General features: G+C 69.4%; 17 protein-coding genes and 2 tRNA genes. 3 read left to right on the top strand and 16 right to left on the bottom strand.

The window, feature by feature from the left end; genetic code table 11:
- The first annotated feature begins 35 nt into the window (after positions 1-35).
- Together ppsR and H0E84_RS16530 are read left to right on the top strand one after the other, a co-directional pair.
- The gene (ppsR, locus tag H0E84_RS16535; RefSeq protein WP_180679741.1) at positions 36-875 is read left to right on the top strand and encodes a posphoenolpyruvate synthetase regulatory kinase/phosphorylase PpsR; all 840 of its coding nucleotides are present in this window, start codon (positions 36-38) and stop codon (positions 873-875) included.
- A gap of 104 nt (positions 876-979) precedes the next feature.
- Entirely contained in the window at positions 980-1,486 is a 507-nt protein-coding gene (locus tag H0E84_RS16530; protein ID WP_180679740.1) for a DUF1249 domain-containing protein, read from the top strand.
- Between the two features lie 21 nt (positions 1,487-1,507).
- Here the strand turns inward: H0E84_RS16530 and H0E84_RS16525 are convergent, their stop codons facing one another.
- From H0E84_RS16525 to H0E84_RS20700, 5 genes are all read right to left on the bottom strand, one after another.
- Complete coding sequence (locus H0E84_RS16525) at positions 1,508-2,170, bottom strand: SAM-dependent methyltransferase (protein ID WP_180679739.1); 663 nt, start codon at positions 2,168-2,170, stop codon at positions 1,508-1,510.
- Entirely contained in the window at positions 2,167-3,516 is a 1,350-nt protein-coding gene (locus H0E84_RS16520; RefSeq protein WP_180679738.1) for an APC family permease, read from the bottom strand. The genes H0E84_RS16525 and H0E84_RS16520 overlap by 4 nt, the downstream gene beginning before the upstream one ends.
- 147 nt (positions 3,517-3,663) lie before the next feature.
- Positions 3,664-3,739 (bottom strand) — tRNA-Glu (locus tag H0E84_RS16515).
- 44 nt (positions 3,740-3,783) lie between these two features.
- A tRNA-Ala gene (locus H0E84_RS16510) sits at positions 3,784-3,859 on the bottom strand.
- Positions 3,860-3,936: 77 nt separating this feature from the next.
- Positions 3,937-4,584, bottom strand: a complete 648-nt coding sequence (locus H0E84_RS20700; protein WP_307774165.1) for a copper resistance protein B — start codon at positions 4,582-4,584, stop codon at positions 3,937-3,939.
- On the opposite strand from H0E84_RS20700, the gene H0E84_RS20695 reads away from it, so the two are divergent.
- The gene (locus tag H0E84_RS20695) at positions 4,570-5,142 is read left to right on the top strand and encodes a hypothetical protein (protein ID WP_307774164.1); all 573 of its coding nucleotides are present in this window, start codon (positions 4,570-4,572) and stop codon (positions 5,140-5,142) included. The genes H0E84_RS20700 and H0E84_RS20695 overlap by 15 nt on opposite strands.
- On the opposite strand, the gene H0E84_RS16500 is transcribed toward H0E84_RS20695, so the two are convergent.
- The 11 genes from H0E84_RS16500 to gcvPA form a co-directional block, all read right to left on the bottom strand.
- Entirely contained in the window at positions 5,094-6,908 is a 1,815-nt protein-coding gene (locus H0E84_RS16500) for a copper resistance system multicopper oxidase (RefSeq protein ID WP_425600499.1), read from the bottom strand. The genes H0E84_RS20695 and H0E84_RS16500 overlap by 49 nt on opposite strands.
- Positions 6,909-6,940: 32 nt before the next feature.
- Positions 6,941-9,352, bottom strand: a complete 2,412-nt coding sequence (locus H0E84_RS16495) for a heavy metal translocating P-type ATPase (protein ID WP_180679735.1) — start codon at positions 9,350-9,352, stop codon at positions 6,941-6,943.
- Positions 9,349-9,747: a heavy metal-responsive transcriptional regulator gene (locus H0E84_RS16490; RefSeq protein WP_180679734.1), complete on the bottom strand. Its 399-nt coding sequence runs from the start codon at positions 9,745-9,747 to the stop codon at positions 9,349-9,351. Before H0E84_RS16490 ends, H0E84_RS16495 begins: the two co-directional genes overlap by 4 nt.
- A gap of 75 nt (positions 9,748-9,822) precedes the next feature.
- Positions 9,823-10,374 (bottom strand): DUF411 domain-containing protein, encoded by a 552-nt coding sequence (locus H0E84_RS20565; RefSeq protein WP_257644264.1) that lies wholly within the window; start codon positions 10,372-10,374, stop codon positions 9,823-9,825.
- A gap of 181 nt (positions 10,375-10,555) precedes the next feature.
- Positions 10,556-10,954: a CopL family metal-binding regulatory protein gene (locus tag H0E84_RS16480; RefSeq protein ID WP_180679733.1), complete on the bottom strand. Its 399-nt coding sequence runs from the start codon at positions 10,952-10,954 to the stop codon at positions 10,556-10,558.
- 193 nt (positions 10,955-11,147) lie between these two features.
- A complete protein-coding gene (locus H0E84_RS16475; RefSeq protein WP_180679732.1) occupies positions 11,148-12,503 on the bottom strand; it encodes an alginate export family protein in 1,356 nt (451 codons plus the stop codon).
- 69 nt (positions 12,504-12,572) lie between these two features.
- Positions 12,573-14,228: an MFS transporter gene (locus H0E84_RS16470; protein ID WP_180679731.1), complete on the bottom strand. Its 1,656-nt coding sequence runs from the start codon at positions 14,226-14,228 to the stop codon at positions 12,573-12,575.
- 49 nt (positions 14,229-14,277) lie between these two features.
- Positions 14,278-16,131 carry an amidohydrolase gene (locus H0E84_RS16465; RefSeq protein ID WP_180679803.1) on the bottom strand — a complete coding sequence of 618 codons (1,854 nt, stop codon included), beginning with the start codon at positions 16,129-16,131 and terminating at the stop codon, positions 14,278-14,280.
- 165 nt (positions 16,132-16,296) lie between these two features.
- Positions 16,297-16,953: a hydrolase gene (locus H0E84_RS16460; protein ID WP_180679730.1), complete on the bottom strand. Its 657-nt coding sequence runs from the start codon at positions 16,951-16,953 to the stop codon at positions 16,297-16,299.
- A gap of 206 nt (positions 16,954-17,159) precedes the next feature.
- Positions 17,160-18,758 (bottom strand): aminomethyl-transferring glycine dehydrogenase subunit GcvPB, encoded by a 1,599-nt coding sequence (gcvPB, locus tag H0E84_RS16455; protein ID WP_180679729.1) that lies wholly within the window; start codon positions 18,756-18,758, stop codon positions 17,160-17,162.
- A 1-nt stretch (position 18,759) separates the two neighbouring features.
- Positions 18,760-20,130 carry an aminomethyl-transferring glycine dehydrogenase subunit GcvPA gene (gene gcvPA, locus H0E84_RS16450; protein WP_219339793.1) on the bottom strand — a complete coding sequence of 457 codons (1,371 nt, stop codon included), beginning with the start codon at positions 20,128-20,130 and terminating at the stop codon, positions 18,760-18,762.
- Positions 20,131-20,176 lie beyond the last annotated feature (46 nt).

The raw sequence follows: 20,176 nt of genomic DNA, 5'->3' as shown, positions 1-20,176 counted from the left end.
TTTTAGCAACCCTCCCGTCACGAACGCCCCAACGCATGTCCGACGAGCCCCAGCCGCCCGCCGCCCGCCCGGTGTTCTACGTCTCCGACGGCACCGGCATCACCGCCGAGACCATCGGTCACAGCCTGCTGACCCAGTTCTCCGGCTTCCGCTTCGTCACCGACCGCATCCCGTTCGTGGACACGCCGGACAAGGCACGGCAGGCAGTGGAGGAGATCGTCCGCGCGGGGGCCAGCCATGGGGTGCGCCCGGTGGTGGTCAATTCCTGCGTCGATCCCGAGCTCAATCGCATTCTCGCCGAGAGCGGCGCGCTCATGCTGGACGTGTTCGCGCCGTTCATCGCGCCGCTCGAGGAGGAGCTCGGCGCGCCCCGGCAGTCGCGGGTGGGACAGGCCCACGGAATGGTCGATTTCGAGGTCTATCACCGCCGTATCAATGCGATGAACTTCGCGCTGACCCACGACGACGGGATGGCGATCAACTACGACGAGGCCGACGTGATCCTGGTCGCGGTCTCGCGCGCCGGCAAGACGCCGACCTGCGTGTATCTGGCGTTGCACTACGGCATCCGTGCGGCCAACTACCCGCTGACCGAGGAGGACCTGGAGTCGGACCGGCTGCCGCCGCGGCTGCGTGCGCACCGACGCAAGCTGTATGGCCTCACCATCGACGCGCCGCGCCTGCACCAGATCCGCCAGGAGCGACGCCCGAACTCGCGCTACGCCGAGCTGGAAACCTGCCGGCGCGAAGTGAGCGCGGCCGAGACCCTGCTGCGAATGGAGCGTGTCCCGATGCTCAGCACCACGCACGCCTCGATCGAGGAAATCGCCAGCCGCATCCTCGAGGAGCTGGGCATCAACCGCGGGATGTTCTGAACCGCCGCGGAAGCCGGAACGGCGGCCAGGAATCTGAACGTTATGCCGCGCCGGCGCGGGCGTCAATCCTGCCGAACGCGCGATCGAGCGTGTAGCATCGGGTCATGACGCAGCAGGTCGCTACCCGTTCCGCACGCATCCCCAGGCTCAGCCGTTTCGGCTGGCTGATGGCCCTGTATGCCGAGAACCACGAGCGCCTGACCCGGTTGTTCGGTCCGGCCGACCTGGCGCCGGGCTGCTACGTGTCCCGCTGCGGCGACGGCCTCGACGTGCGCCTGGACGTGATCGCCCAGCACCGCTACACCACCGAGTTGCGCCTGACCTACGCCATGCAGGATCCGCTGACCGGCGAGCCCGACCCGTCGGCCTGGCTGCGCCTGTACCGGGACGCCCGCCAGGTCGAGGCCACCCATTGCTACGTCGGGCGCCGCTGGCAGGACGTCATCGGCATGTTCCCGCCGCCGGCCGAGGTGGTGGGGCACCGGATGCGGATGAACACCTTCCTGGGCAAGTGGCTGCAGTACCTGGCCGAGCGCGGCCACGGCGTAGCGACGCTGTCGCGGGATGCCGGCACCGACGTGCCGGCCGTGCGGGCGCTGGCTCAGGACTGAGCGGCCGATCGCGCCGCTGGCTCAGCGTTCGGGCACCGTCCACATGTAGATCGTGTTGTGCTCGACCTGCTCGGTATGCTCCGGCTCCCACTCGCCGGCCATGTCGAAGGCGTGGCTGACGATGCGGGTGCCCGGCTTCAGCTCGCTCAGCAGCTTGGGGCGCAGCTTCACGTTGAGGCTCTGCAGCAGATACAGGGTGACCACGCTGGCCTCGCTGATGTCGGCCTCGAACAGGTCCTCCTCGCGGAAGGTCACCAGGTCGGTCACCCCGGCCTGCTCGGCGTTCTCGTTGGCTTCGCGAATGCGCACCGGATTGATGTCGATGCCGATCGCGCGGATGCCGTACTTCTTCGCCGCGGTGACGGGAATGCGGCCATCGCCGGAGCCGAGGTCGTAGAGCACGTCGCCCTCCTCGACGCCGGCCAGCTCCAGCATCCGGTCCACCACCGGCTGCGGGGTGGGGACGTAGATGACGTCGGGTTCGCGGCGCGGGCGGGAGTCGTCCTCGCCGTAGGGCGCGCCGGGGCCGCTCTCGGCCGGTTCGGCCTGGACCTCGGCCGCCGTCTCCTCCTGGGCCGGAGCGGACTGCGCCGTCGCCGGCTGGTAGGCGTTGACGGCGCTCTCTCCGCAGGCGGCCATCGGCAGGCACAGCAGCAGGAAGGCGAGCGGCTTGGGGATGCTCATGGGGACGACTCCCGTGGTTGGCTGAGTGGACGAATGTACAGCAGCACGATCCCGCCCGCGGCCAGCACGCCGACGCCGACCAGGGCGCCGATGCCGGTGTAGGCCAGGCTCGAGTAGAGCAGGTACGCGCTGGTGGCGCAGAACACCAGCGGCAGCAGCGGATACAGCGGCACGCGGAACGGCCGCGGCAGGCCGGGGTCGCGCCTGCGCAGCACGAACAGCGACACGCCCACCAGCAGGAAGAACAGCCAGAAGACCGGCGCCGTGTACTCGACCGCGGTGCGGAACCCGTCGCGCGCCACCGCGCCCAGGCCGACCAGCAGCAGCGCCAGCCCGCCCTGCACCAGCATCGCGGTGCGTGGCGAGCCGCTGCGCTCGTCCCAGCGCCCGGCGAAGGCCAGGGCGGGAAAGTCGCGGCCCACGGCATAGACGCTGCGCGCGCCGGTGATCATCGTGGCGTTGGCCGAGGTCAGCGCCGCGGCCACCACCAGGGCGCTCATGAACACCGCGCCGCTGCCGCCGAACAGTACGCGCATGGCGTCGGCGGCCACCGCCTCCGAGTCCGCCATTCCCTGCAGCCCCAGCACCCGCAGGTACGCCAGGTTGACCAGCAGGTACAGGGCGGCGATCGCGATCAGGCTCAGGCACAGGATGCGCGGCATCCAGCGCCGTGCATCCCTGACTTCGGCGGTGACGTAGACCGCTTCGTTCCAGCCCCCGTAGGTGAGCAGCACGAACACCAGGATCAGGCCGAACTGGCTGTCGCCGCCGGGCGGGGCCGGCGGGCGGGCGCCCGCGGGGGTCATCAGCAGCGCCGCCGCGACGATCGCGCAGATGCCGGCGATCTCGATCACGGTGAGCCAGTTCTGGGTGCGGGTGCCCTGGCGGACCCCCAACCAGTTCAGCCAGGTGAGCAACAGCACCGCCGCCGCGGCGAACGCCGGCGACGACCAGCCCCCGAGGCCGGTCAGCTGCGCCAGGTAGTCGCCGATCACGTAGGTCAGCACCGCCACCGAACCGGTCTGGATCACCGCCAGCCGCGCCCAGGCATAGAGGAACGCCGGCCGTGCGCCATAGGCGCGACGCAGGTAGCTGTAGTCGCCGCCGGCCTGGGGATAGGTGGTGGCGAGTTCGGCGTAGCAGAGCGCGCCGACGATCGACAGCACGCCGCCGAAGGCCCACGCGGCCAGCATCGCCGCCTCGCTGGCGGAAGCGCCGGCGACCAGGGAAGGCGTGCGGAAGATCCCCGCGCCCACGACGATACCGATGGTGATGGCGAACGCCTCGCGCGCGCGCAGGGTCGGGCGGGGCAGGGCGGCGGCCGGCCGCGGTTCGCTTGAATCCATGGGGCTCCGGCGATGCGCGGTGCCGCGGGCGGCGCCGCCTCGGGAAGGCGACGATTGAAGCAGGCGGAAGATTCGCGTTCCGTGAACGGGGTGCACTGCGCCGGGCGACGCCCGGTGCGGGGCATCGACGCGCGTCTCGAAGAAAAATGGCGTCCCCACGGGGATTCGAACCCCGGTCGCCACCGTGAAAGGGTGGTGTCCTAGGCCTCTAGACGATGGGGACGCAGTGTCGCGATGCGATTGCCGGCCGGCCTGGGACGGAAACCGTGGTGGAGCCAGGCGGGATCGAACCGCCGACCTCCTGCATGCCATGCAGGCGCTCTCCCAGCTGAGCTATGGCCCCACGGAGCTGGAAAGCGCGAAATTGTAGTGTCGCGCCGCGCTGAGCGCAACATGTTTCGCGCGTGGCGGACGTGACTGTCAGAACCACCAACGCACGCCGGCGACCAGGCGCGTCTCGTCGATGTCCGCGCCGGCGCCGCGGCGCAGGTCGGCGGTGCGGCCGATGGCGCGCTCGCGGGTCACTCCGAGATAGGGCGCAAAGCGCCGGCTGATCTCGTAGCGCAGCCGCAGTCCGCCCTCGATGCTGGACAATCCCGATCCGATTCCCCGTGCGCGGTCGTCGCGCCCGTGAAACTCGATCTCCAATAGCGGCTGCAGGATCAGGCGGTTGGTCAGCAGCATCTCATACTCGACCTCCACCGCCGCCGCGGTGCGCCCGGCCGCGCCGAACAGGGCCGTGGCCTGGACCTCGAAGCGGTACGGCGCCAGCCCCTGCACCCCGACCGCTGCCCAGGTCCGCGCCGGCCCCGGCTGGAACTCCTGGCGCACGCCCGCGACCACGTCCCACCACGGGCCGATGCTGCGGCCGTACAGCAGCTCGATGTCGGCCGAATGGGTGCTGCCGCCCTCGCGCTCGCCTTCGCTGCGCAGCCACACGCGGTTGAGATCGCCGCCCAGCCAGGCGGACATTTCCCAGGCCTGGGCGCTGCCCTCGTCGGCGTCCTGCCACTCGAAGCGGTTGAACAACACCCGCGAGAACGGACCGTCCGGGTGTTCCATGTGCATGTGCAGCTCGGGAAACGCGGCTGCGCGGTCGGCGTCGGTCAGCGGCGGGACCGGGGTGACGGATCGCGGCTGACTGTCGTCGGGTTGCGGATCCGTCCGGGGCTGGCGATGGCCAGCATGCGGGTCCGCTTGGGGCTGGTCATGGCCGGCGTGCGGGTCCGCTTGAGGTTGGCCATGGCCGGCATGCGGATCCGTCTGAGGCTCGTCGTGGCCGGCATGCGGATCACCGTGCGGCTGCCGATGACCGGCATGTGGGTCAGGCTGAGGCCGGCCATGGTCCGCATGCGAGTCCGGCCGGGAGCGGCCATGGCCCGCATGTGGGTCAGGCTGGGACCGCTCATGGCCCGCGTGGGGGTCCGTTTCCGTGTCCGGGGCCGGGCGCCGTTGGTTGTCGTCGTCGCGCTGGCCCGCGGCGTGATCGTGCGCCTGCCGCGCCGCGTGCTCCTGGGCGTGCGCGCCCGGCGCTGCGGCCAGAGCGAGGGCGAGGGCGAAGGGAAGGGGAAGGGCGTTCATTCCTCCACCCTCACTTCCCGCATCATCCCGGCTTCCATGTGGTAGAGCAGATGGCAGTGATAGGCCCAGCGCCCGAGCGCGTCGGCGCGCACGCGGTAGCTGCGGCGGGTGCCGGGCGGCATGTCGACGGTGTGCTTGCGCACCTGGAACCGTCCCTGCTCGTCCTCGAGGTCGCTCCACATTCCGTGCAGGTGGATGGGGTGGGTCATCATGGTGTCGTTGACCAGGGTGATGCGCATGCGCTCGCCGTAGTTGAGCCGCAGCGGTGCGGCATCGTTGAACTTCATGCCGTCGAAGGACCAGGCGAACTTCTCCATGTGCCCGGTCAGATGCAGTTCCAGGGTGCGGCCGGGCTCGCGGCCGTCGGGATCGTCGAACAGGCTGCGCATGTCGCCGTAGGTCAGCACCCGGCGGCCGTTGCCGCGCAGGCCGATGCCGGGGTCGTCGAGCTTCGGCGCGGGGGTCATGGTCTGCATGTCGACCAGCGGGTTGCCGCGCTCGCTGGGCGGATGCGCCTGCATGCCGGCGGACCCGCCATGCCCGTCACCGGACGCGTCGTGATCGCCACCGTGCGCCACGCCGGCGTGCGCCCCGTGCCCGCCGTGGCCCATCGCCGCGCCGCAGCCGCCCTCCATGCCCTTCATCGCCGCGCCGCAGCCACCCTCCGGCGCATCCGCGCCGTGGGCGCCGTGTCCTCCATGTCCCATGTCATCCATCGTCAGCAGCGGGCGCGGGTCGACCGGCGGCACCGGCGCCCGCAGCCCCTCGCGTACCGCCAGGGTGGCGCGCGCATAGCCGGTGCGGCCCATGTCCTGGGCGAAGATGGTCCAGGCGTCCTGGCCGCGCGGTTCGACGATCACGTCGAAGGTCTCGGCCACGGCGATGCGGAACTCGTCGACGCTGACCGGGTGGATCGGCTGGCCGTCGGCGGCGACCACGGTCATCTTCAGGCCTGGAATACGGACGTCGAAGTAGGTCATCGCCGAGGCGTTGATGAAGCGCAGCAGCACCTTCTCGCCGGGGCGGAAGGTGGCGGTCCAGTTGTCGTCGGGCGTGACGCCGTTGCACAGGTACGTATAGGTGTGGGCGTTGACGTCGGAGATGTCGGTCGGGGTCATCCGCATCCGCCCCCAGGCGGCGCGGTCGGCGAGGGTGGCGGCCAGCCCGTCGCGGCGCGCATCGGCGATGAAGTCGCCGACGGTCGGCTTGTAGTAGTTGTCGTACTCGGCGAACTGCTTGAGCCGGCGGAACAGCGCGGCGGGTTCGAGATCGGTCCAGTCCGACAGCAGCACCACGTGCTCGCGGTCGTAGGCGTAGGGCAGGGCGCCGGCCGGGTCGACGATCATCGGTCCGTAGAGGCCGGCCTGCTCCTGGAACGCGGAGTGGCTGTGGTACCAGTAGGTGCCGGACTGCACCAGGCGGAAGCGGTACACGAAGGTCTCGCCCGGGGCGATGCCGTCGAAACTCAGCCCCGGCACGCCGTCCATGTTGGCCGGCAGCAGAATGCCGTGCCAGTGGATCGAACTGTAGTCGCGCAGCCGGTTGCTCACCCGCAACGTGACCGTGTCGCCCTCGCGGAAGCGCAGCAGCGGTGCCGGCAGGGTGCCGTTGACGGTGATCGCCGGCCGCTCGCGGCCGGTGAAGTTGACCATCGACGCGCCGATCGAAAGATCGAACTCGGTGCCGCGCAGCTCGGCCTGGGGGCGCGGCGGCGTGCGGCCATGGCCCGGCGAAGGCCCGAGCAGGGCCAGCGAGCCGGCCGCGGCGAGCCCGGTGACGAAGCGCCGGCGCGCGGGATCCGCCGGGGGCATGGCGGAACGCGGGACGGGAGGGAATCTGGAGGTCATGTGGCTGGTGTCGTTCCGGAAGCGGAGGGTGTGGAGGGGCCAGCGCCGAGGCGCAGGGCATTGCCCACGACCGAGACCGAACTCAGGCTCATCGCCAGCGCGGCGATCATCGGGCTCAGCAGCAGGCCGGTGAGCGGATACAGCACGCCGGCGGCGATCGGCACGCCCAGGGCGTTGTAGAGGAAGGCGAAGCCCAGGTTCTGCTTCATGTTGCGCACCGCCGCGCCCGAGATCGCGCGCGCGCGCGCGATCCCGCCCAGGTCGCCCTTGACCAGGGTGACCTGGGCGCTGGACATGGCCACGTCGGTGCCGGTGCCCATGGCGATGCCGACGTCGGCGCCGGCCAGGGCAGGGGCGTCGTTGATGCCGTCGCCGGCCATGGCCACGCGCCGGCCCTCGCGGCGCAGGCGCTCGACCAGCGCGATCTTGTCCTGCGGCCGGACCTCGCCGTGGACCTCGTCGATGCCGAGCGTGCGGGCCACGGCATTGGCGGTGATGACGCCGTCGCCGGTGGCCATGACGATGCGCAGCCCGGAGTCGCGCAGCGCGGCGATCGCGGCCGGCGTCGAGGCCTTGATCGGATCCGCCACCGCGATCAGCCCGGCCAGGGCGCCGTCCACGGCGAGGAACATCACGCTCGCGCCCTGGCGGCGCAGCTCGTCGGCCGGGTCGGCGAGCGGCTGCGGATCGATGTTTTCCTCGCGCATCAGCTCGGTATTGCCGATCGCCACCCTGCGGCCGCCGACGCTCCCGCGCGCGCCAATGCCGGTCGACGATTCGAACCCTTCCGGCGTCTCGAGCGTCAGCCCGCGCCTGCGCGCCTCGGCCACGATCGCTTCGGCCAGCGGATGTTCGCTGACCTGGTCCAGGCCAGCCGCCAGCCGCAGCACCTCGTCCTCGTCGAAGCCCTCGACCGCCAGCGCCTCGCGGAACGCCGGCCGGCCCTCGGTGAGGGTGCCGGTCTTGTCCACCACCAGGGTGTCGATGCGGCGCAGGTTCTCGATCGCTTCCGCGTCCCGGAACAGCACACCGGCCTGGGCCGCGCGCCCGGTGGCCACCATCACCGACATCGGCGTGGCCAGGCCCAGCGCGCAGGGGCAGGCGATGATCAGCACCGAGACGGCGTTGAGCACGGCGAAGGTCCACGCCGGCTCCGGCCCGAACAGGCCCCAGACGAAGAACGTCGCCACCGCGACCGCCAGCACCGCCAGCACGAACCAGTACGCGACCTTGTCGGCCATCCGCTGCATCGGCGCGCGCGAGCGCTGCGCCTGCGCCACCAGCTGCACGATCTGCGCCAGCACGCTGTCCGAGCCGACCTTGGCCGCGCGGATCACCAGGCTGCCGGTGCCGTTCTGGGTCGCGCCGATCACGCTGTCGCCGACCGCCTTGGACACCGGCATCGGCTCGCCGGTGAGCATCGATTCGTCGACGCTGGAGTGGCCGTCGACCACCTCGCCGTCGACCGGGACCTTCTCGCCGGGACGCACCCGCAGGCGGTCGCCGACGTGCACATGGGTCAGCGGCACGTCTTCCTCGCTGCCGTCGTCGTTGAGGCGGCGCGCCTGTTTCGGCGCCAGCCCCAGCAACCCCTTGATCGCCGCCGAGGTCTTCGAGCGCGCGCGCAGCTCCAGCACCTGGCCGAGCAGGGTCAGCGAGACGATCACCGCCGCGGCTTCGAAGTACACGCCGACCCGGCCGTGCTCGTGGAACGACGCCGGGAAGATGCCCGGGGCGAGCGTGGCCACCACGCTGTAGCCGTAGGCTGCCCCCACGCCGATGCCGATCAGGGTGAACATGTTGGGATTGCGGCTGCGGATCGAGGCGACGCAGCGCTCGAAGAACGGCCAGCCCGCCCACAGCACCACCGGGGTGCTCAGCACCAGCTCCAGCCAAGTGCGGGTGGCGACCGGCAGCCCCGGCAGCAGGTGTCCGAACATCGCCAGCCCGAGCACCACCAGCGACAGCGGCAGGGTCCACCAGAACCGCCGCGAGAAGTCCTTCAGCTCGGGGTTGTCCTCGTCCTCGAGGCCCGGGCTCTCCGGTTCCAGCGCCATGCCGCAGATCGGGCAGGTACCCGGGCCCTGCTGGCGGATCTCCGGGTGCATCGGGCAGATGTAGATGGTGCCCGGCGGGGCCGGCTCCGGTTCGCGGGGCGTGTCGGTCAGGAATTTCGCCGGCTCGGCGACGAAACGCTCGCGGCAGCGCGCGGAGCAGAAGTGGTATTCCTGCCCCTCGTGGGTGGCGTGGTGAGGGCTGGTGGCCGGGTCGACCTGCATGCCGCAGGCCGGATCGAGCACCTTGCCGTCGGCGGGCGCGGGTTCGGATGCGCGGCCGTGGTGGCAGGCCTGCTTCGGCGCCGCGTCGGCGCCGGTGCGATCCTGCCGGTGATGATCGTGACCGCTCATGCCGCCTCCTCCGCCAGCGCGGCCAGGATCGGGCAGGCCTCCAGCGCGCCGTGCCCGGGGCAGGCCGCGATCAGCGCCTGCAGGCCGTCGCGGATGCGGGCCAGCTCCTCCAGCCTGCGCTCCACGTCGGCCAGCTTGCCGATCGCTGCCGCCTTCAGTTCGCCCATGTCGTCGCCGCGGTGATCCGACAGCGCCAGCAGCTCGCGGACCTCGACCAGGGTGAACCCGAGCGCCTTGGCGCGGCGCACGAAGCGCAGCCGCGCGACGTCGTCGTCGCCATAGCTGCGGTAGCCGGAAGCCTCCCGGCCGGGCTGCGGCAGGATCCCCGCGCGCTCGTAGTAGCGCACGGTATCGATGGGAACGTCGGCGCGCTGCGCCAGTTGGCCGATCTTCATGGGTGTGGTCCCTGCGAGTGCTCGAGCGAAGTCTGCAGCCTGGACCATGGTCCAGAGTCAAGACTTCGCGCCCGCTCATTCACCGTGACGCGCGAACTCCGTGGTCGAGCCGTCGTCGTGCACCAGCTCCACCGAATAGGCGTCGGTACGGCCGTTGGGCATCTCCATGCCGGGCGAGCCCAGCGGCATGCCCGGCGCGGTGATGCCCAGGGCATCGGGGCGTTCGGCCAGCAGCCGCCGCACGTCCGCGGCCGGCACGTGGCCTTCGACGAAGTAGTCGCCGACCAGGGCGGTGTGGCAGGACGCCTTGGCGGCCGGCACTCCGGCACGCTCGCGGACCGCGGCCAGGTCGTCGACGTCGCGCAGCTCGACCTCGAAGCCGTCACGCCGCATGTGCTCGGCCCAGAGACTGCAGCAACCGCAGTTGGGGTCCTTGTGCACGATCACTCGAGGCAGGGCGGCGGCGTCGGCGGGCCGCGGGTCGGGAGTCGCTGCACCGGCAGCGGGGGGCTGCGCGGCCCCGGTACCGTCGGCGCTGGCCTGGGGGCCGGCCTGCGAGGCGCCGCCACAGGCGGAAATGGCGGCGGTCAGGACGAAAGCCGCGAGGGCGGCGATTGGGCGGTTCATGGTCTGTCTCCTGCAATGGCCCGCCGATGCCCAGGTCGGTTGGGCCGGCACGGCGTAGGCCCCGGCGAGGGCGCGAGGTGGGTCGGAAGGACTGGCAGCGGCGACGAGGGCCGGTGCGGCCCGGCCGCTGCGGCCGCAGTCGCGGGGCTGCCGGGCACGTGCCGCGGTGGCGGCACGCAGTTCAGCCGATGGGCGGCCGGATCAACGGCGGCGGCGGAGGCGCCACGCGCTGCGCCGGAGGCGCGAGTGGATCGGGCGTGGAAACGGCCGCCGTGGCTGCGGGGGCATCACCGGCCGCGAATGCCGGCGGCGGCTGGGCACAGCCGCAATCGCAGGCTCCGTCGCAGCAGCCCGGATGCTGGCCTTCGTGGGGAGCGGACGGTGCCGGCGTGTCCGCCGGCGGATCCGCGGTCTTGCTCGGAGCTCCGCCGCCGTGGCACGGCGACGCCGCAGGTGCCGCCGCGCCAGCATCCTGGGCCGCAGCCTTGGTGGCCACCGGCTCGCCTGCGAACGCGCCAAGCCCCGCACCGTTGAGGATCAGGGCAAGGCAAAGCAGAACTCGGGGCAACAGGCGCGACATGTCGGACGATTCTAGCGTGGACCGGCACCGGACCGCGGCGGCACGCTGAGTGCGGGATGAAGCAGGCGACCGTATCTCAGGAATGAGATGAATAACGTTATTCAAATGAATGAAAACAAATGGATTTATGGACGTGCTGCCGGTAAACGGCGCAGGGTTTGCCGGGGCAGGGCATGCCCCTGACCCGACCTGTTCAGAACCGGTACTGCAGCGTGAGGCTGATCAGGCTCAGCGCATCGTCGGCGCCGGTCTCGCGCAGGAACGCGCCAGGCTGCGCGTAGGCGACGACCGCGCTCGCGGACCAGCCCGGCGCCGGCGTCCAGGTGGTGCCCAGCGATGCGATGGTCGCGACATACCGGGCGCGGCTGTCGCCAGCGGGTCCGATCAGCATGCCGTTGGGCGCATACACGCCATCGCGGGTGCTGTGACGCCAGAAGAAGTCGAGGCCGGCGTCCAGCGCGACCTGCGGTGAAAGCTGCACGCTCAGGGCGGGATGGATGTTGAAGAAGTTGCGTGGCCCGAGCGTCGCTTCGTCGCCGAAGTAGTTGCCGCGCGGGTAGAACGGATTGAGGGTGCCGAGGCGGCCGTCGTCGGGATCCTTGTCGCCGCTGGCGATGGCGACGAGCAGTGCCAGCCGGGGCTGGCCGGGCATGTCGTCGAAGGTGTAGCCGGTGTCGGTGGCGAGGGACCAGGCGCGGATGTCGGCGTTGCCGAATTGGCCACCCTGGACGATGGATTCCCAGTTCCAGTCCCAGGCATTGCGGCGGCCGAACACGCGGGCTCCGAGCGTCCATCGGCGCTCGTGCGCCACGCCCTGGACATAGCGGGCGAGGGTGTCTTCGAAATGCAGCGCGTAGACGTCCCAGGAGGTGATCGCTGCGGTGCGGGTGGCGTAGAGGCCGCGCAGCGCCTGGGTCTGCGAGCGGCCGTCGTCGAAGGTGCCCGGGCGATTGTGCCGCGGGGCTGCGGCGAATGCATCGACGCGCCAGTGTCCGCGGGTCGCATAGGCGCGGACGGCCTCGAAGCTGCGCCGGACGTTGGGGCCCTCGCGCGCGTCGATGGCGCGCCCGGATCCGAACTGCAGTTCCTGGATGCCGACTCGCACTCCGATGCCGCGGTTGCCGTGTGTCGCCGATCGCCATTCGACGAACAGGTTGGTCGAATCGAGTCGATTCTCGTCCACCGGCGAGGGACCCGCGACGCGGCCGTTGGCGTGCGAACTGGCCAGTTGCGCGAAGCCGCGCCAGTGTTCGCCGATGCGCAGGTCGACGAAGGCGGAATGGCGGTTCATCCAAACGCCCCAGCGGTCCTGGGGCTCCAGGCCGTAGCGGGGATGGCCGGTATGCTCGTAGCGCCAGCGCAGGTCGCCGCCGACGCTGACGCGCGCATGGTCGCCGAGCGGGCGATCCTTCCAGCATGCGCTGTGGATGTCCTTGGCGCAGGCGTGGCGCTGCGCGCTGAAGTCGTCGTCGAACCGCAGCGGACGAAACTGCGCCAGCGCGGTGTCGACCGCCAGCAGCAGGGGCATGCCGAGCCAGGCCGTGCGCATGCTTGTTCCTGCTGCCTGCCACCGGCACCGCAATTCCGGGGCGCCGCCAGGTCGATCAGACACGCCAGCTCATCCCAGGACGTGGACACCGGCCGCAGGGGCTTGCCTCAGCGGCGCGCCAGGCGCGCCGCCGACGAAGTGGCGTACCGTCGGGGTGCGCGCGGGATCGGCGAGCAGCCGCAAGATCTGGTCCTGCAATGCGCGTTCATCCTCGGTCACCCGCTCGTGCTGGCGCAGGTGTTCCAGCCAGGAGCCATCGAGGAAGTACTCCAGGTAGGTGCCGGGCGCTTCGGTGTCCTCGGCGACGCCCCATTGCACAGCGCCGTCGCGGCGACGGCTGCGGCCAAGGGTGTGCATCAGGCGCAGGAACTCGCCGCGACGGTCCAGCGCGATCCTGTATTCGATCGTGACCAGCACCGGGCCGCGGTCGCCGTCGATGTCGTCCACCACCACCGGCTGGGGCCAATGGCCGGAGGGCGTGACATTGATGTTGGCCGCCTCCCCCAGCCGGAAACGCAGGCCGAAGAACGCGGCCAGCACGGTACCGGTGGCTGCAGCCAGCAGCGCGGTGGTGGTGCTGGTCTGCTGGGCGAGCGTGCCCCAGCCCAGGCTGCCGATCGCCATGCCGCCGGAGAACACCACGATGTACAGCGCGAGCGCCCGCGCACGCACCCAGGCCGGCACGGAAGTCTGGGCGGCGATCTGCAGCGACGACAACACCGCGATCCAGGCGAAGCCATTGACCAGCGAGACGACGTACAGCACGGGAATGCTGCGCAGCAGCGCCAGCGCCAGCATGCAGACTGCGTAGACGAGGGTCGCGATCAGCACCAGACGGTCCGGGGCGATCCTCGCGCGCAGCCTGGGCAGCAGCACCGCACCGCTGATCGCGCCGATGCCGATGCATCCCAGCAGCAGGCCGTAGGTGCCGGCACTGGCCTGCAGGTCGCGGTTGACCACGATCGGCAGCAGCGCGGTCAGCGCGCTGGCGAACACGAAGAAGCTGGCGGCCTTGACCAGCACCGACTGCAGCACCGAGGACTGGGTGGCATAGCGCAGGCCTGCGCGCAGGGCGACGCCGAAAGATTCGGGCGGCAGCACGGACCTTGTGTGCGTGCGCTTCCAAATGAAGAGCACGACCATGATGCCGAGGAAGCTCAGGGCATTGATCGCGAAGGCCCATTCGATCCCGGCGCTGGCCACGATCAGGCCACCGAGCGCGGGGCCCACGGCGCGCGCGATGTTCATGCTCAGCGAGGACAGGGCCACCGCCGGGCCGAGCATGGTGCGCGGCACGAGTTCGGGAACGGTCGCCTGTTGCGCGGGCATCGCCATCGCCGCGCCGATGCCCAGCGCGAACGTCAATGCGATCAGGGTCCACGGCCCGAGCATGTCCAGGTGCGCGAGCAGGGCCAGCGTGCTGGCGACGATCAACATCCACAGCTGGGCCAGGATCAGGTATTTGCGGCGATCCACGATGTCGGCGAGCGTGCCGGCGAACACGGCCAGCAGCACCACCGGCAAGGTGGTCGCTGCCTGCACCGCTGCGACCATCAAGGGCGAGCCGGTATTCTCCGCCATCACCCAGGCGGCGCTGACCTCGTGGATCCAGGTGCCGATGTTGCCGATCAGCACGGCCAGCCACATCATGCGGAAGGTGGGCTGGGTCAACGGCGACCAGGCGCCAGGCGCGGGGGCATTCGATCGGAGGGAAGGCTGGTTCATCGTGATGTCGTATGCCGCATGAAGGGGGAGAAATTCGCGAGGGCGGCGCTCAGAATGCGAAGCACGAGCAACCCAGCGCGCCCCAGAAGCCCTGCTCATCGTCGGTTGGTGCGGCGTGGTGCGCGGCATGGCCGTGTCCGTGCACGTTGCAGCCGGCGCCGTGCGCATGGCCGTGCGCGGCGGCGAAAGCGGCCGAGGCCTGGGCCAGGGTGGCGCCCTGATAGCCGCCGAAGTGCCGGACCGGTGACCAGTCGGGCATCGGCGCAGGCAGTGCCGGCGCCAGTGCCTCGTATGCGCCGTCGCCGTGCACGACCTTGCCGCCGACCACGGTCAGTACGCTGGTGATGTCCAGGATCGCTTCGTCGGGCACGCCGAAGAAGTCGGCCGACAGCAGGCTGAAATCCGCGAACTGGCCGACGGCCAGCACGCCCTTGTGCGCCTGTTCGGTGGAGAACCAGGCGCTGCCGCGGGTCCACAGGCGCAAGGCTTCTTCGCGCTCGAGGCGATTGTCGTCGCCGTAGAGCTGCAGGCCACCGATGGTGCGTCCGGTGCTGAGCCAGTACAGCGCCACCCACGGGTTGTAGCTCGCCACGCGGGTGGCGTCGGTGCCGGCGCCGACCGGCACGCCGGCATCGAGCATGCGCCGGATGGGCGGCGTGCGGCGCGCGGCTTCGGGCCCGTAGCGTTCGACGAAATCCTCGCCCTGGTAGACCATGCGGTGCTGCACGGCGATACCGCCTCCCAAAGCACGCACCCGCTCGATGCTGCGATCGGAGACGGTCTCGGCGTGGTCGACGATCCAGTGCAGGCCGTCGAACGGCACCTCGCGGTTCACCTTCTCGTACACGTCGAGGATGCGCGAGATGCTCTCGTCGTAGGTGGCATGGATGCGGAACGGCCAGCGGTGTTCGGCCAGCAGGCGGACTACCTGTTCCAGGTCCGGTTCCAGTCCCGGTGCCAGCTCGGGGCGGGGCTCGCGGAACAGTTCGAAATCCGCGGCCGAGAACACCAGCATCTCGCCGGCGCCGTTGTGGCGCAGCATGTCGTCGCCTTCGCGCGGGGACAGCATCTGCGTCCAGCGCTCGAAGTCCGTCAGCTCGCCGCCGGTGTTCTGGGTGAACAGGTTGTAGGCGATGCGCACGGTCAGTTCGTCGTTCCGATGCAGTTCCTGGATGATCCCGTAGTCCTCCGGGTAGTTCTGGAAGCCGCCGCCGGCATCGATCACCGAGGTCACGCCGAGGCGGTTGAGCTCGCGCATGAAGTGTTTGGTCGAGTTCACCTGGTATTCGACAGGCAGCTTCGGCCCCGCGGCCAGCGTCGCGTACAGGATCAACGCGTTGGGCTTGGCCAGCAGCAGGCCGGTCGGGTTTCCGGCCTTGTCGCGCTGGATCTCGCCGCCCGGCGGGTTGGGCGTGTCACGGTCGTAACCGACCGCACGCAGCGCCGCGCGGTTGAGCAGGGCGCGGTCGTACAGGCGCATGATGAAGACGGGCGTGTCCGGAGCGGCTGCGTTGATCTCGTCCAGAGTGGGCAGTCGCCTCTCGACGAACTGGTGCTCGGTGAAGCCGCCGATCACGCGCACCCATTGCGGCGCCGGCGTGCGCGCGACCTGCGCCCGGAGCATGGCCATGGCATCGGCCAGCGAGCGCACGCCGTCCCAGCGCAGCTCCAGGTTGTAGTTGAGGCCGCCGCGGATGAGGTGGGTGTGGCTGTCGTTGAGGCCCGGGATGAGGCGGCGGCCTTCGGCATCGATGACGCAGGCGGTGCCGCCGGCCTTCTCCATCACCGTCGCGTCGTCGCCTACCGCGACGACCACACCCTTGGCGACGGCGATGGCGGTCGCCATGGGCCGCTTGCGGTCGAGAGTGGTGATTCTGGCGTTGTGGACGATCAGGTCCGCCATGGAACGCTCCTGCGGAGGGGTGAGGCCGTGGCCGGGCAGGCTGGCGACGGTGGCGCCAGCTGCGAGCGCGCCGACGAAGCGGCGCCGGGAGGGATCTTGAACGGGCGTGCTCATGGCGTGGCTCCCCTGTGATCGAGCAGCAGCGCATCTGTCGTCAGGAAACGGTCAGTGCCCGCCTTCGCTGGCATTGAACATCGTCTTGGCGTAGGCGATGCCGATGCCGTAGGCGCCGCCGTTTACCCGGGCGATGCCGGTGGTCAGCTCGTAGGTCCTGGTGCGCGCCCAGTCCCGCTGGAGTTCGAGCAGGTACTGCATGCTGGTCAATGGCCGCGCACCGGCCTGGACCATGCGTTGCACCGCGCGCTCGTGCGCCTCGTCGCTGATGTCGCCGCTGGCGTCGGTGATGACATAGGCCTCGAAGCCCTGCTCGAGCGCCGACAGGACAGGAGCGACGATGCATACGCTGGTCCAGAGCCCGGCGAACACGATGCGATGCTTGCCGAAGACGTTGACCTTCTCGGCGATGCGCGCGTCCTCCCAGGTGTTCATCGAGGTACGGTCGACCTTCGGCGCGCCGGGAAAGGCCTCGGTGATCTCGTCGAAGATAGGGCCGGAGAAGCTTTTCTCGGCGACCGTGGTCAGGATGGTGGAGACCTTGAAGCCCGCTGCGCTCCTGGCGACCAGCGCGGTGTTGTTGCGCAGCACTTCTGCGGCGATCGATTTGGTGGCGAACGCCATCTGCGACTGGTGGTCGATCAGGATCAACGTGTGGTCGTTCGGGGTCAGCAGGCTCTTGGCCGGGCTCGGGGTGGCGGTAGGCATGGGGCGTTCCGTTAGTTGGTGGATAGGGGAGGATTGGCTTGCGATGGCATTCGTGTGCCAATGCAATCGGAAGCCTCCTCCAGGAGATTGGTGGTCGCTATGCGGCGACCCGGCAGGCGCGGATGCGACGACCATTGGCAGCCGCGCCTGTCTACGGCGATCCGCGCGGCCTTGCATGACTTCAGACGCGTCCCACGTCTTCTCTTTCAGGCGCTGCGACAAGTAGGTCCGGTCCTTCGGCTTGGCTCAACGCCTTCCGTCCGCACCCGCTTCTTCTGGAACGCGCGCCATGTCATTGCCCGTATGGACGGATCGTCGGTCTCGCCCGGCTTCAACCGATGCGTGGCCTGATTGTGCGGCGAGTTCTTGACGATCTCCGGTGTCGAATAGGCTTCATCGGAGACCCGTGCGAGCACCGCGATCCAGCGGTCGAGCGCTTCCTTGCCGTACATCTCGCCGGCCTCCGGCGTAAAGGGTTCGGGCAGTAGCCATGGTTCGTGACTGGTCCACAACGGATCGATCCCGAAGTCGGTCATCCGGTTCGAAACATCATGGACGTTGACCCCGGTTTCCTCTTTCATCGTCTCGAGCGAGTAGCGCGTCATCTCGAGCCGCGGCAGCTTTGCATCGGGATGCGAGCGGGTGACGCCGCGGATCGCGAGCAGACCCTTTTCCATGTAGTTGTTGCCCAACACCGAGATATCGGATGCTTGCGCGATCCCTTCGGCGCCCATCGTACGGGCCCAGGCATAAGCTTTCAGGACCACTTGAACGTTGCCCAGGAACTCCCGGATCTTGCCGACGCTCTGCGGGCGATCGTGGTCGAGGCGGTAACGATCGCCCTCCCGCTTCACCAGCGGCGCGGGGAGGAACGGTGCCAGTGCCGCCGTGCAGCCATAGGCGCCGGTCGCCGGACCACCGACCCCGCTCTTGGGCGCGCCGAACGTCTTGTGCAGCATGAACATGCAGGCATCGAACCCGATCTCGCGCGCCCGGAGCTTGGACATCGTGCCGTTGAGGTTGGCGGCGTCGTAGAAGGCAAGGCCGCCCGCCTCGTGGACGATGCGGACCCACTCCTTCATCTCGGGGTTGTAGACGCCCATGTCGTCGGGATTGTTGACCATGATCGCAGCGGTGCGATCGGATACCGCGGCCTTCAGCGAGTCGAGCGACGGATAGCCATTCTCGTCGAGCATCAGGGTGATCACCTTGAACCCGGCGGCGTCCGCGGTCGACGGATTGCACGGGTGGGTCGCGATCGTGGTGATGATCTCGTTGCGCTGCTCGAGCTCGCCGCGCGAGGCGTGATAGGCGCGGATGACCGCACAACTGGTAAAGGCCGCTTCGGCACCGCCACCGGCCTGGAACACGAACTGGTCCATGCCGGAGATTTCGCGCAGGATCATGTCCATGTTGTGCACGATTTCCAGCGCGCCCTGCATGGTGTCCTCATGCTGGAGCGGGTGGAGCTCGGTGAGTTCCGGACGCCATGCCAGCGCCTCGTTGATCTGCGGGTTGTACTTCATCGTGCAGGTGCCGAACAGGCTGATCCCCATCATGCCCAGCGTCTGTTGCGACAGCCGCAGATAGTGGTAGAGGACTTCGGGCTCCGACATTTCGGGCAGGGCGGGCTTGTCCTTCCGACGCAGCGCACTCGGAATCAACTCGACGGCGTCGCCGATGCGCTCCTGTAGCGCATCTTCGGCCTGGGGAAACAGCACGCCACGGCGCCCGGGATGACCCATCTCGTGGATGACCGGCTCGTTCCAGACCGGCGCATGGTATTCCTTGAGTTCCTCGTTCATTTCAGACCACCTCGTTCAGGGCGCCAGCAAGGCGCTCGATGTCGGACAGGGTGTGGATCTCGGTCACGCAATAGAGCGCGCTTTGACCCAGTTCGGGGAAATCGCCGGAAAGATCCTTGCCGCCAAAGATGCCCCTGGCACGCAGCGCATCGTTGATGTCGGCGACGCTCTTGCCGGTGTCGTCGAAATTGACGACGAACTCCTTGAAGAAGCCGGACGGGAACGTGACCCGCACGCCCTTGATCCCGGACAGCAGTTGCGCGGCATGATGGGCGCGCTGGAGGATCAGTTTGCCGACTTCGGCAAAGCCTTGCGGCCCCATCATCGCCATGTAGGCGGTGGCGGCGATCGCCCACATGTAGACGGAATGACCGGTCCAGTCGTTGCCCTTGTCGCGCAGGCCGTAGGAGGTCTGGTGAAACAGCCCCAGGCCAAAGCCGTGTTCACCGGGCTCGAGCGTTTCCGCGATGCTGATGAACAGCGTGGGATACTGTTCGGCGTAGCGCGGCTCGTCGCGCGAGGCGATGAATCCGCCGACGCCGCCGCCGGCGTGCAGGTGGACGCCCAGCGTCTGGATCGTGCCGACCACCAGGTCCGCGCCATAATCGACCGGGGCGGCGAGTACGCCGAGCGAGATGGGGTCCACGCCGACGATCGTCTCGGCGCCCGCCGCTCGTGCGATGGCGGCAATCTCGGCCGCCTGATGCTCGACCACGCCGAGATAGGACGGCACTTCGAAGTAGACGGCGGCGGTGCGATCGGTGACGGCTGCGCGCAGGTCGTCCATGTCGATCAGGCCGGTTGCCGGATCATAGGCGACGAGGCGGATGGCGATGTGGTTCGCCATCTCGGGCGGCTCGCAATAGTTGCGGATCACCGACAAGCGTTGCGGATCGATGGCGCGCACGATCGCCACCTCGTTGCGTCCGGTCAGCCGCGCGGCCATGCGCATCGCGTGTCCGGCGGCGCTGCCCCAGCTACGCACGGGCAAGGCGACAAGATCGAGGTTGAGCAACTCGCCGAGCTGGCTGCAGAATTCGAACCACGCCTGGTTGCGGCCGTGATCGGAACTGGGCTCGCCGAAGATCGAGGTGAGCCACTCGTTGCGGCGGACGATCTCGTCGACGGCGGCCGGCACATGGTGCTGCCAGATGCCCGCACCGAGGAAACTCAGGTTGTCCTCGGTGGTGCTGTTCTTGGCGAGGATCCCGACGACATGGCGGCGTAGTTCGCGCTCGCTCAGCGCCGGCGGCAGGTCGAGCGGACGGGTGAGGCGATGGTCCTGCGGGATCTGCACGAACAGTTCCTCGACAGTGTCGACGCCGATCGACTCCAGCATCGCCTGCTGGATTTCCGGCACTGAATTGGCCATGTAGGGATGTGCTGACACGTTTCTCATAGGGAGTGCTCCTTGGTTG

The sequence above is a fragment of the Luteimonas salinisoli genome (assembly GCF_013425525.1).
GTDB classification, from domain to species: domain Bacteria; phylum Pseudomonadota; class Gammaproteobacteria; order Xanthomonadales; family Xanthomonadaceae; genus Luteimonas; species Luteimonas salinisoli.
This window is presented reverse-complemented; position numbering and strand designations above follow the sequence as displayed.

What these genes read in the sequence shown, in the direction of transcription:
- H0E84_RS16500 (WP_425600499.1), bottom strand. Translation starts at nt 6,908, where the DNA reads ATGCCCCCGGCGGATCCCGCGCGCCGGCGCTTCGTCACCGGGCTCGCC.
- H0E84_RS16470 (WP_180679731.1), bottom strand. Translation starts at nt 14,228, where the DNA reads ATGAACCAGCCTTCCCTCCGATCGAATGCCCCCGCGCCTGGCGCCTGG.
- H0E84_RS16525 (WP_180679739.1), bottom strand. Translation starts at nt 2,170, where the DNA reads ATGAGCATCCCCAAGCCGCTCGCCTTCCTGCTGCTGTGCCTGCCGATG.
- H0E84_RS16490 (WP_180679734.1), bottom strand. Translation starts at nt 9,747, where the DNA reads ATGAAGATCGGCCAACTGGCGCAGCGCGCCGACGTTCCCATCGATACC.
- gcvPB (WP_180679729.1), bottom strand. Translation starts at nt 18,758, where the DNA reads ATGAACGAGGAACTCAAGGAATACCATGCGCCGGTCTGGAACGAGCCG.
- H0E84_RS16460 (WP_180679730.1), bottom strand. Translation starts at nt 16,953, where the DNA reads ATGCCTACCGCCACCCCGAGCCCGGCCAAGAGCCTGCTGACCCCGAAC.
- H0E84_RS20700 (WP_307774165.1), bottom strand. Translation starts at nt 4,584, where the DNA reads ATGCACATGGAACACCCGGACGGTCCGTTCTCGCGGGTGTTGTTCAAC.
- H0E84_RS16475 (WP_180679732.1), bottom strand. Translation starts at nt 12,503, where the DNA reads ATGCGCACGGCCTGGCTCGGCATGCCCCTGCTGCTGGCGGTCGACACC.
- H0E84_RS16480 (WP_180679733.1), bottom strand. Translation starts at nt 10,954, where the DNA reads ATGTCGCGCCTGTTGCCCCGAGTTCTGCTTTGCCTTGCCCTGATCCTC.
- H0E84_RS20565 (WP_257644264.1), bottom strand. Translation starts at nt 10,374, where the DNA reads ATGAACCGCCCAATCGCCGCCCTCGCGGCTTTCGTCCTGACCGCCGCC.
- gcvPA (WP_219339793.1), bottom strand. Translation starts at nt 20,130, where the DNA reads ATGGCCAATTCAGTGCCGGAAATCCAGCAGGCGATGCTGGAGTCGATC.
- H0E84_RS16465 (WP_180679803.1), bottom strand. Translation starts at nt 16,131, where the DNA reads ATGGCGGACCTGATCGTCCACAACGCCAGAATCACCACTCTCGACCGC.
- H0E84_RS16495 (WP_180679735.1), bottom strand. Translation starts at nt 9,352, where the DNA reads ATGAGCGGTCACGATCATCACCGGCAGGATCGCACCGGCGCCGACGCG.
- H0E84_RS16530 (WP_180679740.1), top strand. Translation starts at nt 980, where the DNA reads ATGACGCAGCAGGTCGCTACCCGTTCCGCACGCATCCCCAGGCTCAGC.
- H0E84_RS16520 (WP_180679738.1), bottom strand. Translation starts at nt 3,516, where the DNA reads ATGGATTCAAGCGAACCGCGGCCGGCCGCCGCCCTGCCCCGCCCGACC.
- ppsR (WP_180679741.1), top strand. Translation starts at nt 36, where the DNA reads ATGTCCGACGAGCCCCAGCCGCCCGCCGCCCGCCCGGTGTTCTACGTC.